Source organism: Rhizobium sp. CNPSo 3670 (assembly GCF_057784555.1).
Genome location: NZ_JBXSOL010000003.1, coordinates 146,772 through 163,237, shown reverse-complemented (window position 1 = coordinate 163,237; position 16,466 = coordinate 146,772). Strand labels below are relative to the sequence as shown.

The 16,466-nt window shown below is 61.1% G+C and carries 17 protein-coding genes; 9 read left to right on the top strand and 8 right to left on the bottom strand.

Translation table 11 applies throughout. From position 1 onward, the window contains the following. Nucleotides 1-98 precede the first annotated feature (98 nt). Genes AC13QO_RS03960 through rfbA form a run of 5 tightly spaced genes read left to right on the top strand, consistent with a single transcriptional unit; the run spans nt 99 to nt 5,493 of the window. Nucleotides 99-2,093 (top strand): CgeB family protein, encoded by a 1,995-nt coding sequence (locus AC13QO_RS03960; RefSeq protein ID WP_488539973.1) that lies wholly within the window; start codon nt 99-101, stop codon nt 2,091-2,093. After that, nucleotides 2,083-2,661 (top strand): dTDP-4-dehydrorhamnose 3,5-epimerase, encoded by a 579-nt coding sequence (gene rfbC / locus AC13QO_RS03955; protein WP_085777709.1) that lies wholly within the window; start codon nt 2,083-2,085, stop codon nt 2,659-2,661. The genes AC13QO_RS03960 and rfbC overlap by 11 nt, the downstream gene beginning before the upstream one ends. Nucleotides 2,662-2,667: 6 nt before the next feature. Next, complete coding sequence (gene rfbB, locus AC13QO_RS03950) at nt 2,668-3,723, top strand: dTDP-glucose 4,6-dehydratase (RefSeq protein ID WP_085777708.1); 1,056 nt, start codon at nt 2,668-2,670, stop codon at nt 3,721-3,723. A 3-nt stretch (nt 3,724-3,726) separates the two neighbouring features. Then, the gene (gene rfbD / locus AC13QO_RS03945; protein WP_488539972.1) at nt 3,727-4,614 is read left to right on the top strand and encodes a dTDP-4-dehydrorhamnose reductase; all 888 of its coding nucleotides are present in this window, start codon (nt 3,727-3,729) and stop codon (nt 4,612-4,614) included. 9 nt (nt 4,615-4,623) lie between these two features. After that, nucleotides 4,624-5,493 carry a glucose-1-phosphate thymidylyltransferase RfbA gene (gene rfbA / locus AC13QO_RS03940; RefSeq protein ID WP_097598538.1) on the top strand — a complete coding sequence of 290 codons (870 nt, stop codon included), beginning with the start codon at nt 4,624-4,626 and terminating at the stop codon, nt 5,491-5,493. A 116-nt stretch (nt 5,494-5,609) separates the two neighbouring features. Here the strand turns inward: rfbA and AC13QO_RS03935 are convergent, their stop codons facing one another. The 7 genes from AC13QO_RS03935 to AC13QO_RS03905 form a co-directional block, all read right to left on the bottom strand. Then, nucleotides 5,610-6,221 (bottom strand): riboflavin synthase, encoded by a 612-nt coding sequence (locus AC13QO_RS03935; protein WP_488539971.1) that lies wholly within the window; start codon nt 6,219-6,221, stop codon nt 5,610-5,612. Continuing rightward, nucleotides 6,221-7,531, bottom strand: coding sequence for a bifunctional diaminohydroxyphosphoribosylaminopyrimidine deaminase/5-amino-6-(5-phosphoribosylamino)uracil reductase RibD (gene ribD, locus AC13QO_RS03930; RefSeq protein WP_488539970.1), 1,311 nt, complete (start codon nt 7,529-7,531; stop codon nt 6,221-6,223). Before ribD ends, AC13QO_RS03935 begins: the two co-directional genes overlap by 1 nt. Before the next feature lie 3 nt (nt 7,532-7,534). After that, nucleotides 7,535-8,011, bottom strand: a complete 477-nt coding sequence (gene nrdR, locus AC13QO_RS03925) for a transcriptional regulator NrdR (RefSeq protein ID WP_003547190.1) — start codon at nt 8,009-8,011, stop codon at nt 7,535-7,537. 9 nt (nt 8,012-8,020) lie between these two features. Continuing rightward, nucleotides 8,021-9,319, bottom strand: a complete 1,299-nt coding sequence (gene glyA, locus AC13QO_RS03920) for a serine hydroxymethyltransferase (protein WP_085777703.1) — start codon at nt 9,317-9,319, stop codon at nt 8,021-8,023. Nucleotides 9,320-9,525: 206 nt separating this feature from the next. Next, nucleotides 9,526-10,827: a L,D-transpeptidase family protein gene (locus AC13QO_RS03915; protein ID WP_085777702.1), complete on the bottom strand. Its 1,302-nt coding sequence runs from the start codon at nt 10,825-10,827 to the stop codon at nt 9,526-9,528. 433 nt (nt 10,828-11,260) lie between these two features. Continuing rightward, a complete protein-coding gene (ldtR, locus tag AC13QO_RS03910) occupies nt 11,261-11,776 on the bottom strand; it encodes a transcriptional regulator LdtR (protein ID WP_004673822.1) in 516 nt (171 codons plus the stop codon). 130 nt (nt 11,777-11,906) lie between these two features. Beyond that, nucleotides 11,907-12,344: a DUF6163 family protein gene (locus AC13QO_RS03905; protein WP_064811669.1), complete on the bottom strand. Its 438-nt coding sequence runs from the start codon at nt 12,342-12,344 to the stop codon at nt 11,907-11,909. A 131-nt stretch (nt 12,345-12,475) separates the two neighbouring features. Here AC13QO_RS03905 and hemB point away from each other — a divergent pair, with 131 nt between their 5' ends. The 4 genes from hemB to AC13QO_RS03885 all read left to right on the top strand — a co-directional run bounded on the left by hemB (nt 12,476) and on the right by AC13QO_RS03885 (nt 15,876). Then, nucleotides 12,476-13,489, top strand: a complete 1,014-nt coding sequence (gene hemB, locus AC13QO_RS03900; RefSeq protein WP_085777701.1) for a porphobilinogen synthase — start codon at nt 12,476-12,478, stop codon at nt 13,487-13,489. Between the two features lie 74 nt (nt 13,490-13,563). After that, on the top strand, nt 13,564-14,022 hold the full coding sequence (locus AC13QO_RS03895) for an RDD family protein (protein WP_064801688.1): 459 nt from the start codon (nt 13,564-13,566) through the stop codon (nt 14,020-14,022). A 195-nt stretch (nt 14,023-14,217) separates the two neighbouring features. Next, nucleotides 14,218-14,994, top strand: a complete 777-nt coding sequence (locus AC13QO_RS03890; protein WP_085777700.1) for an arginyltransferase — start codon at nt 14,218-14,220, stop codon at nt 14,992-14,994. Beyond that, complete coding sequence (locus tag AC13QO_RS03885; protein ID WP_488539969.1) at nt 14,995-15,876, top strand: DMT family transporter; 882 nt, start codon at nt 14,995-14,997, stop codon at nt 15,874-15,876. It begins immediately after the preceding gene. 81 nt (nt 15,877-15,957) lie between these two features. On the opposite strand, the gene AC13QO_RS03880 is transcribed toward AC13QO_RS03885, so the two are convergent. Further along, nucleotides 15,958-16,416: an SRPBCC family protein gene (locus AC13QO_RS03880; protein ID WP_434712683.1), complete on the bottom strand. Its 459-nt coding sequence runs from the start codon at nt 16,414-16,416 to the stop codon at nt 15,958-15,960. Nucleotides 16,417-16,466 lie beyond the last annotated feature (50 nt).

The following is a 16,466-nucleotide window of genomic DNA, read 5'->3' as shown; positions in this document are numbered from 1 at the left end:
CAACAGTGTGGCGCAAGCTTCACGTCCAATAGTCGGCACCCATACGAATGCCGCATCGTGAATCACGAAGACGGCAGCCATTCGCGAAGGACAACGCCTTGACGATCAATCAGCCCATTTCTTCTTTGCCGGCCGGTCTTCCCGATCTGGCGCTTCTCACGGAGAAAGCTGCCGGGACGGGATCCGTCATCATCTATCAGCCTTATCTCGACCCTTCGCAGCGCAGCCAAATCGACGCGGCGGCCATGCCGCTCGACATCTCGTTCAATACGCAGGCCACGACCCGCGAATATGAACTCTTCCGCACCCTGCATCAGCATCACGATGCGATCGGCCTCGGCGAGGATGTATTCTGGGGGCTGCTCTCCAGCAAATTCGAGATGAAGTCGGTGACGAGCTTCCCGTCCTTTGTCACGGAGGCGGAAAAGGCCAGGGCAGAAGGTGCGGACGCCTATCTTTACAATCCCCTGATCGGCCACGCGGCGATCTACAGCAACGTTTGGGAACATTCGCTGCTTGGCGGTCATCCCGGTATGGACCCGATTTTCCTGCACATCCAGGACCTCGGCTATCCGATTGCGCCGCCGCAGGACAAGACTTCCTTCGCGTTCTGCAATTATTTCTGCGGAAACCGGAAATTCTGGTCCGAGTATTTCGCCTTTTGCGAACGCATTCTCGAATCGCTGGAACACCAGGCGCGCGCCGGCACGCCGGCGGGCGCCGCCTATGCCGGTACAGCCCACTATTCGCGTGATGCCAACGCGAAGATGCGCCCCTTCGTGATCGAGCGCCTGCTCGGGCTCTATGTCCAGCAGGCTGCCGCCTCCGGATTGAAAATCGCCGCCTTCGTACCGGCTCTTGCCGATTTCGAATGGAAGTTCGGTACCCGCCTCGGCCGGATGCTGCATGGCCTCTTTGCCGCCAAGGAAGCCTTTCTGAAGACCCGTGACGAGGCTCTGCTGACCTCGTGGCAGGAAGGCCGCCAGCCGCTCATCAAGCAGCCGCATCTGATCTGGATGGCTGACGATCCGCCGGGCTGGATGCCGCGCGGCCAGTTCATCGGCGGCCGCGAATTGATGCGCGCCTATGCTCCGCAGGCCGCAGGCGCCTCCCCGATTCCGCAGCAGCCGGTGCGGACGGAAAGGCCCGCTATACCAGCTGCGCCGAAAATCGAGCAGCCGCTCCGCAACCCGCTGCAGCCTTTCGCCGGCGGATGGCAGGCACACAAGGATCGTCATTGCATCTGGATCGTGACGCCCGAAAACTACAATCACAGCCACGCCTTCGACGAAGTCGCACTCGGCATGCAAGGCGCCTTCGAGGAACTCGGCGGCTCGGCACCGATCGTCCGCGACATGAATGCATTCGCCGGCCGTGCGCCGATCATCTACGGCGGCAATCTTCTCCCCGCCGAAATCGTCGGCCATCTGCCGAAGGACAGCGTCATCATCAACCTCGAGCAGGTGTCCGAGGAAAGCAGCTGGATCAATTCGCGCTATACGTCGATCCTGAGGGCGATGCCGGTGCTCGACTACAGCCCGCGCAACCGCGAAAACCTTGCCGCCAAGGGCATCGATCATGCCGGTGTGCTCGAAATCGGTTACAGCGGTTGCCTGAGCCAGATCCAGCACAACCCCGTCAAGGATATCGACGTCCTCTTCTATGGCTCGATGAACGAACGCCGCCACCATATCCTGAAGACGTTGAACGACAGCGGGCTCAAGGTCGCGCACCTCTTCAACATCTATGGTGCGGAACGCGATGCGGCGATTGCCCGCGCCAAGATCGTCATAAACATCCATCATTATGCGAGCGGCGTTTTCGAGATCGTGCGCATTTCCTATCTGCTCGCCAATCGCGTTTGCGTGTTGACGGAAGGCGACATCCGCGATCCAGACCTCCAGCCCTTCATCGGCGGGTTGGCAATTGAGCGCTATGACGACATGATCGAGCGCTGCTACAAGCTGATCGCAGATGCAGACGAGCGCGATGTCATTGCCGCGACGGGCTTTGCGGCCATGCGGAGCCGCTCGCAGGCGGAGATGCTGATGAACGTCATGAAGGCCGCAGAAAAGGTAAGTCATGCGCATTGAGACCGCGGCCATCGAGGGCATTGTTGCAATCACGCCGCCACGCTTCGGCGATCACCGCGGCTACTTCTCGGAGGTATTCAAAGATGCCTGGTTCCGGGAAAATGTGGCCGACGTCGCGTTCATCCAGGACAATGAATCGCTTTCGGCGCAGGCTGGAACCGTCCGGGGGCTGCATTTCCAGATCCCGCCCTTTGCACAGGGCAAGCTGGTGCGCTGCCTTGCCGGTCGGATCATGGATGTCGTCGTCGATATCCGCGAGGGATCGCCGAGCTTTGGCAGATGGCTCTCTCAGGAACTCTCGCCGGAAACCGGCAAGCAGCTCTGGATACCGGCTGGTTTCGCACACGGATTCGTTACGATCGAGCCGAACAGCGTCGTCAGCTACAAGGTAACCGCACCCTACAGCCCGCAGCATGATCGGGGCATCGCGTGGAACGATCCGATGATCGGCATTCGCTGGCCGTTCGATGAGAGAGAGATGGTGTCGTCCGACAAGGACAAGACGCTGCCGCGGCTCGCCGATCTGCCAAGCCATTTTTCCTATTCAGCACAACAACCCAAGGATTGATCGTCGATGCGCATACTGGTCACGGGCGGAGCGGGCTTCATCGGATCGGCATTGGTGCGCCATCTTGTCAGCGAGATCGGCGCGGAGGTGCTGAATGTCGACGCGCTGACCTATGCCGGCAATCTGGCATCGCTGAAATCCGTGGAATCGGCGCCGAACTATCAATTCCTGCGCGCCGACATCTGCGACCATGCCAGAATGCAGGAAGCATTCGCATCCTTCCGCCCTGATATCCTCATGCATCTGGCAGCAGAGAGCCATGTCGATCGCTCTATCTCGGGCGCGGCCGATTTCATTCAGACCAACATCGTCGGTACATTCAGCCTGCTGGACGCCGCACGGCACTATTGGGACGGGCTTGACGCGCGCGGCAAGAGCGCCTTCCGCTTTCTGCATGTCTCGACGGACGAGGTGTACGGCTCGCTCGGCGACCAGGGCCTCTTCGAGGAGACGACGCCTTACGATCCGTCATCGCCCTACTCCGCATCCAAGGCCGCGAGCGACCATCTGGCGATCGCCTGGCACCGCACCTACGGCCTGCCCGTCGTCGTCTCCAATTGCTCCAACAATTACGGCCCGTTCCATTTCCCGGAAAAGCTCATTCCGCTGATGATCCTGAACGCATTAGAGGGCAAGCCTCTTCCGGTTTACGGCAACGGCGCGAATGTTCGCGACTGGCTCTATGTCGAAGACCACGCCCGCGCGCTCTTTGCGATCGCATCCAGAGGACGCCCCGGCGAAAAATACAATGTCGGCGGCCGCAATGAGCGCAGGAACATCGATGTCGTTCATCGCATCTGCGCGATCCTCGACGGCGTCTACACTGACAAGGCACCGCATGCGCGTCTGATCACCAACGTCACGGACAGGCCCGGACACGACGCACGCTATGCGATCGATGCCTCGAAGCTCGAAAGCGAACTCGGCTGGAAGGCGCAAGAGACCTTCGAAACCGGTATCGAGAAGACCGTGCACTGGTACTTGGAAAACGAATGGTGGTGGAGGCCGCTACGCGAAAACGTCTACTCCGGCGAACGCCTCGGCGTTTTCAAGGGACGATAAGCGATGCGCATTGCCGTCACCGGCAAACAGGGCCAGATCGTTCAGTCGCTGCTCAGACGCGGCGCCGAAACGGGCGTCGAAATCAGTGCGGTCGGCCGCCCGGAAATGGATCTCGCAAATCCCGCAAGCATCGCCGCCGCTTTCTCGGCTCTGCGCCCGAATGTGATCGTCTCGGCGGCGGCCTATACGGCGGTCGACAAGGCCGAGAGCGAAGCCGAGCTTGCTTTTTCTGTCAACGCGGCGGGCGCCGGGGGGGTTGCCGAGGCTGCCGCGCGGATCGGGGCTCCGGTCATCCACATTTCGACCGACTACGTCTTCAGCGGCGACAAGTCCTCCGCCTATTCCGAAGAGGATGCGACGGCGCCGATCTCGGTCTATGGGCGTTCGAAGCTTGCGGGCGAGAAGGCCGTCGCGGCGGTGAACCCGAACCACGTCATCTTGCGCACTGCCTGGGTGTATTCGCCCTTTGGCACCAATTTCCTGAAAACGATGCTGCGGCTTTCCGAGACGCGCGATCATCTTCGCGTTGTCGCCGATCAGACAGGATGCCCGACCTCGGCACTCGACATCGCCGACGCGGTTCTTGCGATCGCAGCCCGTATCGTAGCGGACCCTGCGCCATCGCTGCGCGGCACCTTTCATCTGACCGGCAGCGGCCAAGCAAGCTGGGCGGACTTCGCCGAAGAGATATTCGCGGAGCTTCTTAAATCCGGCGGCAAAAAGGTCGAGGTCGAACGCATCCCGACGGCGGACTATCCGACACCGGCGAGGCGTCCCGCCAATTCACGTCTCAACGGCGACAAGCTCGCCAAAACATATGGAATCCGGCTCCCGGAGTGGAAGCAGTCCATGATGGTGGTCATGCAAGACCTTTTGAATAAAGGTCTTTAAGGAGATGGCATGAAGGGAATTATTCTCGCCGGCGGCACAGGCACACGTCTGCATCCGATCACAGAGGCTGTCTCGAAACAGTTGATGCCGGTCTACGACAAGCCGATGATCTACTATCCGCTGACGACGCTTATGCTCGCCGGCATCAGAGAGTTGCTGATCATCACTACGCCTCACGACATCGAAGCTTTCAAGCGCCTTCTCGGCGATGGCTCGCAATGGGGAATTTCGCTGACCTATGCCGTACAGCCGAGCCCGGACGGCCTCGCCCAGGCGTTCATCATCGGCGCCGACTTCGTGCACGGCGACAGCTCGGCACTCGTTCTCGGCGACAACATCTTCTACGGGCACGGCCTACCGGAAATCATGAAATCCGGCACGAGTCGTCGCGAAGGCGCGACGGTCTTCGCCTATCACGTCACCGATCCGGAACGCTATGGCGTCGTCGGCTTCGACGAAAAGATGAATGCGCTGTCGATCGAGGAGAAGCCGAAGGAGCCAAAATCGAACTGGGCGGTGACCGGCCTCTATTTCTACGACCAGCAGGTGGTCGATATCGCCGCCAACCTGAAGCCGTCACCGCGCGGCGAATTGGAAATCACCGATGTCAACCGTACTTATCTCGAGCGCGGCCAGCTTTTCGTGGAGTTGATGGGCCGGGGCTATGCCTGGCTCGACACCGGCACGCCGGACAGCCTGCACGATGCCGCGGGTTTCGTCAGCACGCTGGAGAAACGCCAGGGCTTCAAGATCGCTTGTCCCGAGGAAGTCGCCTGGCGCATGGGTTACATCTCGCCGGCCGAACTCGCCAAGCTCGCGGAGAAGCTCGGCAAGAGTGCCTACGGCCAGTATCTGAGGAAGCTATCCCCGGATTGGTAAACTATCTGGCTGGCGCCGCCTCACAGACGGTAGTTGGACGTCTCAGGCGCGCAGATGATGTTCCTCGCGCCCGGCATGCCAGTCGTGGCGCACCGGAAAGCAGTACAGGTTGTAATTCAGGCGCTCGGGAATTCCGCCAGCCTGGCAGCGTAACGCGCCATTGTATCGACTTCGAAATTGACGAAATCGCCGGCTTTGCGCTCACCCCACGTGGTGACGTCGAGCGTGTGGCGGATGAGCAGGACGTCGAAATCGGTGCCGTCGACCGCATTGACGGTCAGCGAAGTGCCATCGAGTGCGATCGACCCCTTGGGGGCGACGAATTTCGCCAGATGCTCAGGTGCGCGCAAGCGGTAACGGGTAGCATCGCCCTCCGATGTCACCGAGAGGATTTCCGCCTTGCCGTCGACATGGCCGGAAACGATGTGGCCGCCGAGTTCATCTCCGATCTTCAGCGACCGTTCGAGGTTGATGCGGCTGCCTTCACGCCAGGTGCCGATCGTCGTCAGCCGCAGCGCCTCTTCCCAGGCTTCCACTTCGAACCAGCGGCCATTGCTGCCTTCATCAGGCAGGCCTGTCACGGTGAGGCAGATGCCGGAATGGGAGATGGACGCGCCCATATCGATGGTCGCAGGATCGTAACTTGTTGCGACGCGGAGTTTAATGCCTTCTTTCAACGACGAAACGGATTCGATCATACCGATATCGGTGACTATTCCGGTGAACATCAAAGCCCTCTTTCGTATTCGTCCAGGCGATCGTCGCCAAACATTCGCGTGCTCATATGCATGAAACCGGATGGTATGTCGGTTGCCTGCAACGGGGATTCAATACCGCCCTCACCGATGACGCCGGGCGCCTGGTAAAGGTGGATTCGATCGACGAGGCCGGCCTCAAGGAAAAGCCGCGCTGTCTTTGCGCCCCCCTCGACCAGAAGCGAGGAAATGCCCCGCGTCGCAAGCGCCGGCAGCAGGACCTCGGGGTGATAGGGATTGCAGTAGACGACTTCGACGCCGGCGGTTTCGAGCGCGGTGCGGCGGGAGTCTATGTCGGCGGGGTCAGTGATCGGAGCGCCCCCCTCTGTCCTGCCGGACATCTCCCCCACAGGGGGGGAGATTGGCTGGGGGGCAGCTCCCTGCCCTACATCTTCTGTTGCTGGTGATGATGAATCTGCTTGGGACGTCGGATCGCGCTCCTTGCCAATCTCCCCCCCTGTGGGGGAGATGTCCGGCAGGACAGAGGGGGGTAATCCTTCAGCATCCGCCGCCAACGGCGAAACTTTCTCGCTCGCCACCACGATGACCGGCACCTCCCGCGCCGTCTGAACCAGCTTACTCGTCAGCGGCAACGCAAGAGACGGATCAAGGACGATGCGGATCGGCGACTGGGCTTCGAGGCCTGGCGTGCGCACCGTCAGAAGCGGGTCATCCGCTATCGCGGTGCCGATGCCGACGAGGATCGCGTCGGATTCGGCGCGCAGCGCCTGAACCTCGGCGCGGGCCTCCGGACCTGTGATCGCCACTTGGCCCTCCCCCTCCCGGCCGATCATGCCATCGGCGGAAACGGCAAGTTTGAGAGTCACATAGGGGCGGTTCTTCGTCTGGCGGGTGAGATAGCCGGCCAGCGAACGCCGGCCCTCCGTCTCCAGTACGCCGGCATCCACCTCGATGCCGGCTTGGCGCAGCATGGCGATGCCGCGGCCGGAGACGCGCGGATCGGGATCGGTGACGCTGATGACGACGCGAGCGACGCCATAGGCAATCAGCGCCTCGGCGCAGGGCGGGGTCTTGCCGTGATGCGAGCAGGGTTCGAGCGTCACATAAGCAGTGGCGCCGCGGGCACGTTCGCCGGCTTCGGCGAGCGCCTGCGGCTCGGCATGCGGGCGGCCGCCGAGCGCGGTGACCGCACTGCCGACGACGACGCCGTCACGAACGATGAGGCAGCCGACGGAAGGGTTGGTGGCGGTGCGGCCGAGATGCCGGCGCGACAGGCGGATCGCCGATGCCATGAAACCTTCGTCATCCGCCGTGACGCTCATGGCTCATCTGTCCAGCGGGTCGCGGGCGATCTTGGCGTTGATTTCGGAAATGACCTTCTCGAAATCCTCGGCAAGCGAGAAATCCCGATAGACCGAGGCGTAGCGCACGAAGCCGACATCATCGAGGCTCTTCATGGCTTCCAGCACCTGCAGGCCGATCTGCTCGGAGGAGATTTCCGTCTCGCCGGAACTTTCGAGCCGGCGGACGATGCCGGAGACGGCACGCTCAATGCGATCCCGCTCGACAGGGCGCTTGCGCAACGCGACTTCGAAGGAGCGCACCAGCTTGTCACGATCGAACGGTACCTTGCGGCCGGTCTTCTTAATGACCATCAGCTCGCGCAGCTGCACACGCTCGAAGGTGGTGAAACGCCCCCCACAATCCGGACAGATACGCCGCCGGCGGATGGACGTATTGTCCTCCGCCGGACGCGAATCCTTGACCTGGGTATCTTCCGAACCGCAATAAGGGCAGCGCATCGCTACTCCTTACCCCATGTAGCCATACATGGGGAAGCGGTCTGTGAGGTTGACCACCTTGCCGCGCACGGCGGCTTCGACGGCGGCGTTGCCGTCGTCGGAATTGGCGACCTTCAGGCCGTCGAGAACCTCGACGATCAGATTGCCGATCTCGCGGAATTCGGCTTCCTTGAAGCCACGCGTCGTGCCGGCCGGTGCGCCCAAACGCACGCCTGATGTGACGAAGGGCTTTTCTGGGTCGAAGGGGATGCCGTTCTTGTTGCAGGTGATATAGGCGCGGCCAAGCGCTGCCTCGGCGCGCTTGCCGGTGGCGTTCTTCTTGCGTAGGTCGACCAGCATCAGGTGGTTGTCGGTGCCGCCGGAGACGACGTCGAGGCCGCCTGCAATCAGCGTTTCGGCCAGCGCCCGGGCGTTCTTGACGATCTGAGCGGCGTATTCCTTGAATTCCGGCTGCAGCGCCTCGCCGAAGGCGACCGCCTTGGCAGCGATGATGTGCATCAGCGGACCGCCCTGCAGGCCCGGGAAGACGGCCGAATTGAACTTCTTGGCGAGATCCTCTTCATTCGTGAGGATGACGCCGCCGCGCGGGCCGCGCAGCGACTTGTGCGTTGTCGTCGTCGCGACATGGCAATGCGGGAACGGCGACGGATGCTGGCCGCCGGCAACGAGGCCGGCGATATGGGCCATGTCGACCATCAGATAGGCGCCGACGCTGTCGGCGATCTCGCGGAAGCGCTTCCAGTCCCAGATGCGGGAATAGGCGGTGCCGCCGGCGATAATGAGCTTCGGCTTGTGCTCTTCGGCCTTGCGGGCGACTTCATCCATGTCGAGAAGGTTGTCGCCTTCTCGCACGCCGTAGGATACGACGTTGAACCACTTGCCGGACATGTTGACCGGCGAACCATGCGTGAGGTGGCCGCCCGAATTTAGGTCAAGACCCATGAAGGTGTCACCAGGCTGCAGCAGCGCCAGGAACACGGCCTGGTTCATCTGCGAGCCGGAATTAGGCTGGACGTTTGCGAAATTGACGCCGAATAGCTTCTTGGCGCGCTCGATCGCCAACTCCTCGGCGATGTCGACGAACTGGCAGCCGCCGTAATAGCGCTTGCCGGGGTAACCCTCGGCATATTTGTTGGTCATGATGGAGCCCTGGGCTTCCAGCACGGCGCGGGAGACGATGTTCTCGGAAGCGATCAGTTCGATCTCGTGCCGTTGGCGACCGAGTTCCTTTCCGATCGCGCCGAAGATTTCCGGATCGACGTCCGCAAGCGAGCGATTGAAGAAGGATTCGGTGGAAGCATTGGTCATGGGCGGGCTCCTCAACTGGAATGCGCTGAGGTATTAGCCTTCCGCCGGGGCAAGGGCAATACGAAGAACGACATTTGCTGGGCAAAGCGCGCGCTGCAGCTCTTTTGTGAGCACCCCTCGGCAGGACGCGTCAAACAGCGCCCTCCCCGGCATAAAAAACCGCGCCCGAAGCGCGGTTCTCAAAATCACGACGCAGAGGGCGCCGCTTATTGAACCGGCTGCTCCATGCCGGCCGTGGTGTCGAGCGCGAGCTCGGCATTGCCGTCCATCTGATAGATGTCGTCGCGGAACTGGACGATGCCGTCGGGCATGCCCCAGGCGGAGATGTAGACGAAATAGACCGGTACTTCGGTGGCGAGCTTGATCGGCGTGTTGACGCCGCTTGCGATCACCTGCTCCATCTGCTGGCGGCTCCAGCCCGGCGTCTCGCGCAACAGCCAGGTCGACAGGTCGCGCACGTTCTGAACGCGGACGCAGCCTGACGATTCAAAACGCATGAGCTTGTTGAACAGGCCCTGCTGCGGCGTGTCGTGCATGTACTCGCCGTTCTTGTTGTAGAAGTTGATCTTCGTCGATGCCATGGCGTTGATCTTACCCGGGTCCTGGCGGAACATCAGGTTCGGCGCCTCGCCGTTCCAATCGACAGTCTCCGGAGAAACCTCATTGCCCTTGCCGTCGATCAGACGGATCGCGTTCTTTTCGAGATAGGTCGGATCCTTGCGCATGAGCGGCATGATGTCCTTTTCGACGATCGAGCGCGGCGCGGTCCAGTAAGGGTTGAGGATGACTTCGTAGATCTTCGAATTGACGAGATGCGTCGGGCGGCTCAGACGGCCGACGACCGCGGTGTGGCGCGTCGCGACGCTGCCGTCTTCGACGGCCTCGACATAGGCGGCCGGAATATTGACCATCAGATGGCGCCGGCCGAGATCTTCCGGGAAGGTCTGCAGGCGGACCAGGTTGGTGTTCAACTGCTGCAGGCGGACATCGGCCGGAATATTCATCGCCTTCAGCGTGAACTCGCCGAGAACGCCGTCGGACGGCAGGCCGTGACGCGCCTGGAAGCGTTTGACGGCGCCGTCGACATAGGAATCGAAGGCGTTCGACATGCCTGCCTCGCGCGGCAGGTCGCCGGTGATCGCAAGGCGCTGGCGCAGCGCCTGGACGGCGGGAGAGGAAACGCCGAGCTGCAGGCGCTGATCACCGGGATTGACTTCGGGCCAGCCGCCGGCTGCCGCAATCTGCTGATACTGCATGATCGCCTGCTGGGCGCTCGCGACCGATTGGGGACCGAGGATCGGCGTGTTGGAAACGACGGCCGTCGCCGTGCGCGAAGCCGCCTTGGCATCGAACTGGTCATCCCAGTTGCCGCGGCGCGGTGCGTTGATCAGTGTATCGAGCGCCGACTGCGCGAAGGCCGGCGCGGCGATCGCACCGGCGCCGATCGTTGCCGCGGACGCAAGGAAAGCGCGGCGAGAGAGAGCTTCATTTCCGTTTTTCTTCGACATAGTCCCAACCACTGAATGCCGCTGTAAAGGAAGCGCGGCCCTTTGCGATATCACTGCGCCTTAACGCAGATCCCACCATTCGTTCTTCCGGCACATCGGAAAATTCCGCCCGCCGCATCACAAGATTGCGATGCGGAAGTCTGAACGTTCCTGATCCATTGAAAGCGCCGGTTGTTAACATTCCGCTGCCACACCAATATGGCCAATTCGTGTTGTCAGGCCGAGGGCAACTGCCGAAGGCCGAGTTCATCACGCAACGAACCATATGACGGGTAAATCGTGCCGGTTAATAACGGCTAAAAAACGGCTTGGAAACCGGCCTTTGCGCTTGCCTGGCCTGCGTTGCAAAGATGCCACGCGGGCGCGAACGGCAAAACCGGACGCGCAGGGAACGCATCCGGTTTTCTTCAACCCTGAAAGGAGGTCGAGGGTCTTAGAGGCGGTACATGATCGAGTCGTTCCAGAAACGATCCAGACGCTGGAGCAGCTTGTTCATCTGGGTGAACTCGTCGGTGCCGATGCCGCCGACCTTGTCGATCGAGGCGATGTGGCGTTCGTAGAGCTTGGCGACCGTTTCGGCGATGTCCTGGCCGGTTTCGGTCAGGCTGATGCGGACTGAGCGGCGGTCGATGCGGGAGCGCTGGTGGTTGATGAAACCGAGGTCGACCAGCTTCTTGACGTTGTAGGATACGTTGGAGCCGAGATAGTAACCTCGCGAGCGCAGCTCGCCGGCGGTCAGCTCGGAATTGCCGATGTTGAAAAGGAGCAGCGCCTGGATGGCGTTGACGTCACTGCGACCCTGACGGTCGAACTCGTCCTTGATGACGTCGAGAAGACGGCGATGAAGACGTTCGACAAGATGAAGGGATTCCATGTAAAGATCACGGATGCCCTGATCCTGCTGGTCACGGAAGTTGGATACCGCCTGCGGCTTGATTTTCGTGTTCATATTGACTGCCTCACTGTTTTGTTTGGCGGTGTCGTTTTCTTCCCGCCTTGAGTGAGACCCTATCGAATACATATAAAATTCGACTTAAACCGCAGGCTTAATGGAGCCTTACCGGAAACCCCACGTTGTCTCAGGGTAAATCAACACTTACCTGGCGGCGGTGGCGGCGCTTTTCCAGCCAGAGCAACAGGCGGAAAATGCAGTAGACCGCGGCGACCATGAGATGCAGCAGGATGATCAGCTTATTGGGCCCGAAAATATCAGGCAGCAGACCATACATCAGAATCTGGCCGCCCGCTGCCAGCACCCAGATAACCGGCCCCCAGGAGACGGTGAGCCAGAGGCCGAGGGAGGCGACGGGGAAAAGCACGGCAAGGCTGGTGCTGGCCACCTTCCACGGCAGGCTCAAAAGATCGAATCGGCCGGCCCCGACCAGCGAATAACCGACGAGCATCGCCCAATATTGCAGCCCGAACCAGAAGCAGGATACGGCCACCAGCCTCAGGAACAGGATGAAGAGAAGATCCGCCAGCGTGCGTTTCGGTATTGTCGGGGAATCGGTTTCCATAGCGCAAACATCGGTTCGGGATCGGATCGTTACAAGCGGTTTTTCCGCCGCGGCCAATCGTCCGGTTTGGATTTTCCGGGCGCCATGATAATGAGCGCTCCGATAAATGGAATGGGCCAGGGACAGATATCATGCAGGATAAGACGCATCTCGTCGACGACATCACCGGCCATCGCCGCATGCGGCGCAATCGCAAGGCAGACTGGACTCGCCGGCTGGTGCAGGAAAACCGGCTGACGGTAGACGACCTGATCTGGCCGATCTTCGTCGTGCCGGGCTCCGGTATCATCGATCCGATCCCGGCCATGCCCGGCGTCAACCGTATGAGCATCGACAAAGCAGTCGAGGCCGCGCGCGAAGCGGCCGGCCTCGGCATTCCGGCGCTGGCGACCTTTCCCAACATCGAGATGGAGCTGCGCGACGAGACGGGTTCGAACAGCCTCGAGGCCAACAATCTGATCAATCAGGCCACGGCGGCGATCAAGAAGGCGGTACCCAATATCGGCGTCATCACCGATGTCGCGCTCGACCCCTTCACCAGCCACGGCCATGACGGCATTCTGAGAGACGGCGAGATCGTCAACGACGAGACGGTCGATCAGGTGGCGCGTGCCGCGGTGATGCAGGCCGATGCCGGCGCCGACATCATCGCGCCCTCGGAGATGATGGACGGGCGCGTCGGCGCGATCCGCAGGGCGCTCGATGCCGCCGGCCATCAAGAGGTCGGCATCATGAGCTATGCGACGAAATTCGCCTCCGCCTTTTATGGCCCCTATCGCGAAGCGATCTCGACCGGCGGGCTGCTGAAGGGCGACAAGAAGACCTATTATATCGACCCGGCCAACGGCACCGAGGCGATCCGCGACGCCGCCCTTGACGTCGAGGAAGGCGCCGACATGCTGATGGTCAAGCCAGGCCTGCCCTATCTCGACATCTGCTGGCGGATGAAGGAGGCCTTCGGCCTGCCGACCTTCGCCTACCAGGTTTCCGGTGAATATACGCAGATCAAGGCCGCAGCGATGAACGGCTGGATCGACGGCGAGCGGGCGATGCTCGAAACGCTGCTGTCGTTCAAGCGGGCGGGATGCGACGGCATCCTCACCTATTTCGCAGTCGAGGTGGCGAAAATTCTCAGCAAACGGTGATTTCGAGGCGAATGATTGTATTTCGCCCCGCCGACACCATATCAGCGGCGTCGCTTTTGCGAGAGGAGATCGAGATGAGCTACAACCCCAATCCGCTTTACGCCGCACCGGAGGACTGGCGCGCCTATAGCGGCGTGTTGAGCCGCCGTGTCTTTGCCTTCATCCTCGATTACCTCATCGTGGCGCTGCTGTGCATTCCCGCGGCGATCGTTTTGTTCTTCCTTTCGATCGTCACGCTCGGCCTCGGCTTCTTCCTCTACCCTGCCCTCTTCGTCATCGTCGCCGGCCTTTATTTCGGCCTGACCGTCGGCGGGCCGAGCCAGGCTTCGCTCGGCATGCGGGCAATGGGAATTGCGATCGTGCGCGTCGACGGCCGGCCGATGGATTTTCTGACGGCGATCGTGCATCTGGCGCTGTTCTGGATCCTCAACTCGGTGCTGACGCCGCTCATCCTGCTTGCCGGCCTATTTATCGAGCGCAGCCGTCTCATCCACGACCTCCTGGTCGGCACGGTGACGGTGCGCACTGCCTGAGACCTGCCGTCTGAGACCTGGCGGCGGAGACGAAAAAACTCTCCGCCTTGCCTGTACCCGGCATCACGACGCTCCATATCCAAAGATTAGAAGACTGAAATGAAGGGCGGAGACCGCCGCGCTGTTGACGTTTTCTATTCTTAGGTCATGCTGTCAGAAAACGGCACTGTCTCGACAAGGAAACTTCCGCGACAAATGAATACGCAGACGACGCCATCCCCGCAGTTTTATCTGACGGCTCCGGCTGCGTGTCCGTATCTGCCGCATGAGATGGAGCGCAAGGTCTTCACCCATCTGGTCGGCCCGCGGGCCGCCGAGATGAACGACATCCTCACCCAGGGCGGGTTCCGCCGCTCGCAGAACATCGCTTACCGACCGGCCTGCGAATCCTGTCGCGCCTGCGTTTCCGTGCGGATTCTCGCCCAGGAATTCGAACCGACGAAATCGATGAAACGGGTGCTTGCCGCCAATTCCGATGTCATCGCCACCGAATTCGCAGCCCAGCCTTCCAGCGAGCAATATTCACTCTTCCGGCGCTATCTCGATTTCCGCCACCAGCAAGGCGGCATGTCCGATATGACCGTGCTCGATTATGCGATCATGGTGGAGGACACGCATGTGAACACGCGAATCATCGAATACCGCCGGCGCGAGGAAGGCTCCGGGCTGGAGGAGCGGCCGAAGGGCGAACTGCTTGCCGCCGCACTGACCGACACGATGAGCGACGGGCTGTCGATGGTCTATTCCTATTTCAATCCTGCGCTCGAGCGGCGTTCGCTCGGCACGTTCATGATTCTCGACCATGTCAGGCGCACGAAAGCGCTCGGTCTGCCGCATGTCTACCTCGGCTATTGGGTTCAGGGGTCACGGAAAATGGACTATAAGACCCGTTTCCAGCCGCAGGAGCATCTGACCCCGCGCGGCTGGGAACGTTTCGACCCCTCCTCCATGCCCGAAAGCACGCGCGACTGAATGTTCCCCACCGCTCTTTCCGATCATCGGAAAGGCCTGCTGCTGACGGCGATCGGCGGGCTGGCACTTTCCATGGATATCCCGCTCGTCCGCCTTGGCGACGGTGACATCTGGTGGGTTCTCGGAATGCGGAGCGCAGCAACAGTTGTCGCCACGCTCGTGATATTAGGAGCAATGCGCCTTGTTTCGGGCAAGTGGCCGGTCCTCGTTCCGGGGCGACCTGGTCTTATCGCCGGTCTGCTCTACGGTCTCTCTTCCCTAACTTTCGTGCTGGCCGTCTTCAATACGGCCACGGCCAATGTCGTCTTCATCGTCGCCTTCAATCCGATGTTCGGGGCGCTGCTTTCCTGGATTTTCCTCAAGGAGAAGCCCCCGGCCGCGACGCTGATCGCCATGCTGTTCATGATATCAGGCGTCGGACTGATTGTAAGCGAAGGACTTGCCAGCGGCCATATCTTTGGCGACGCCATGGCGCTTCTCAGCGCGCTCATTCTTGCCGCAGCCATTACACTCGGGCGTGCCTCGCGCCGGCAAATGGGCTTCGTGCCGCTGCTTGCCGCCATCCTGCCGGCCGCGCTCGGCCTCGCGCAAGCTCTGCCCTCAGCGTTTGCAATCGCCCATCCCGTCTGGATCCTCCTCAACGGCGCCGTCATGATGCCGGTCGCCTTCTGGTGTCTTGCAACCGGGCCGCGCTACCTCTCCGCACCTGAAGTCGGCATGTTCTATCTACTGGAAACGGTGCTTGCCCCGATCTGGGTTTGGCTGATCTTCGCGGAAACGCCGGCGACGATGACACTCGTCGGCGGCGGTATACTGGTGGCGGCGATCGCTGGGCATTGCTTCTGGATGCTACAAGGTAAGGGCATCAGACAAATCGCATGATGCGACGTGGTCCCTTGCCTGCCCTATGTCATAACAACAAGGACGGCGCGATGCGCCTTCTTTGGAATTTCAGCGTGCCGCTCAGCCGGTCGCCTTCAACTGTTGCTGTTCCAGTTCCCTGCCGAGCGCTTCGACGACATGCGCCCAGCCTTGCCGTGTTTTCTCCTCGTGCGCGGCCCATTCGGCGCACATTTCGTGGGTCAATGTCAGGCGGCTTCCGCCACCAAGAGGCTCGATGTCGATTTCGACGCGATCGCAATTATGGTCATGCTCCTCGACGGAAAAACTGAAGACCATGCGTTGCGGGCGCTTCAATTCCAGGAAGACGCCCTGATGAAAAGCGTCGCCGGTCGGGCGGCGGTCGACGACGAAGAAACGGCCGCCGACGCGCGGGTCGATGTCGGCACGGATGACGTGACCATCATCAGTCGCAAACAGGAAGCGGCGGGCAATTTCGGGGTTCAGCCAGGCGTCGTAGACGACAGCGGGCGGGGCCTTGTAGGTGTGGCTGACATGCAATTTGATGGTGCTGGCGGGCATCGATTTTCCTCCGGTAGGGGCACGCGCGCCTTCTCGAAGCGCAACGAACC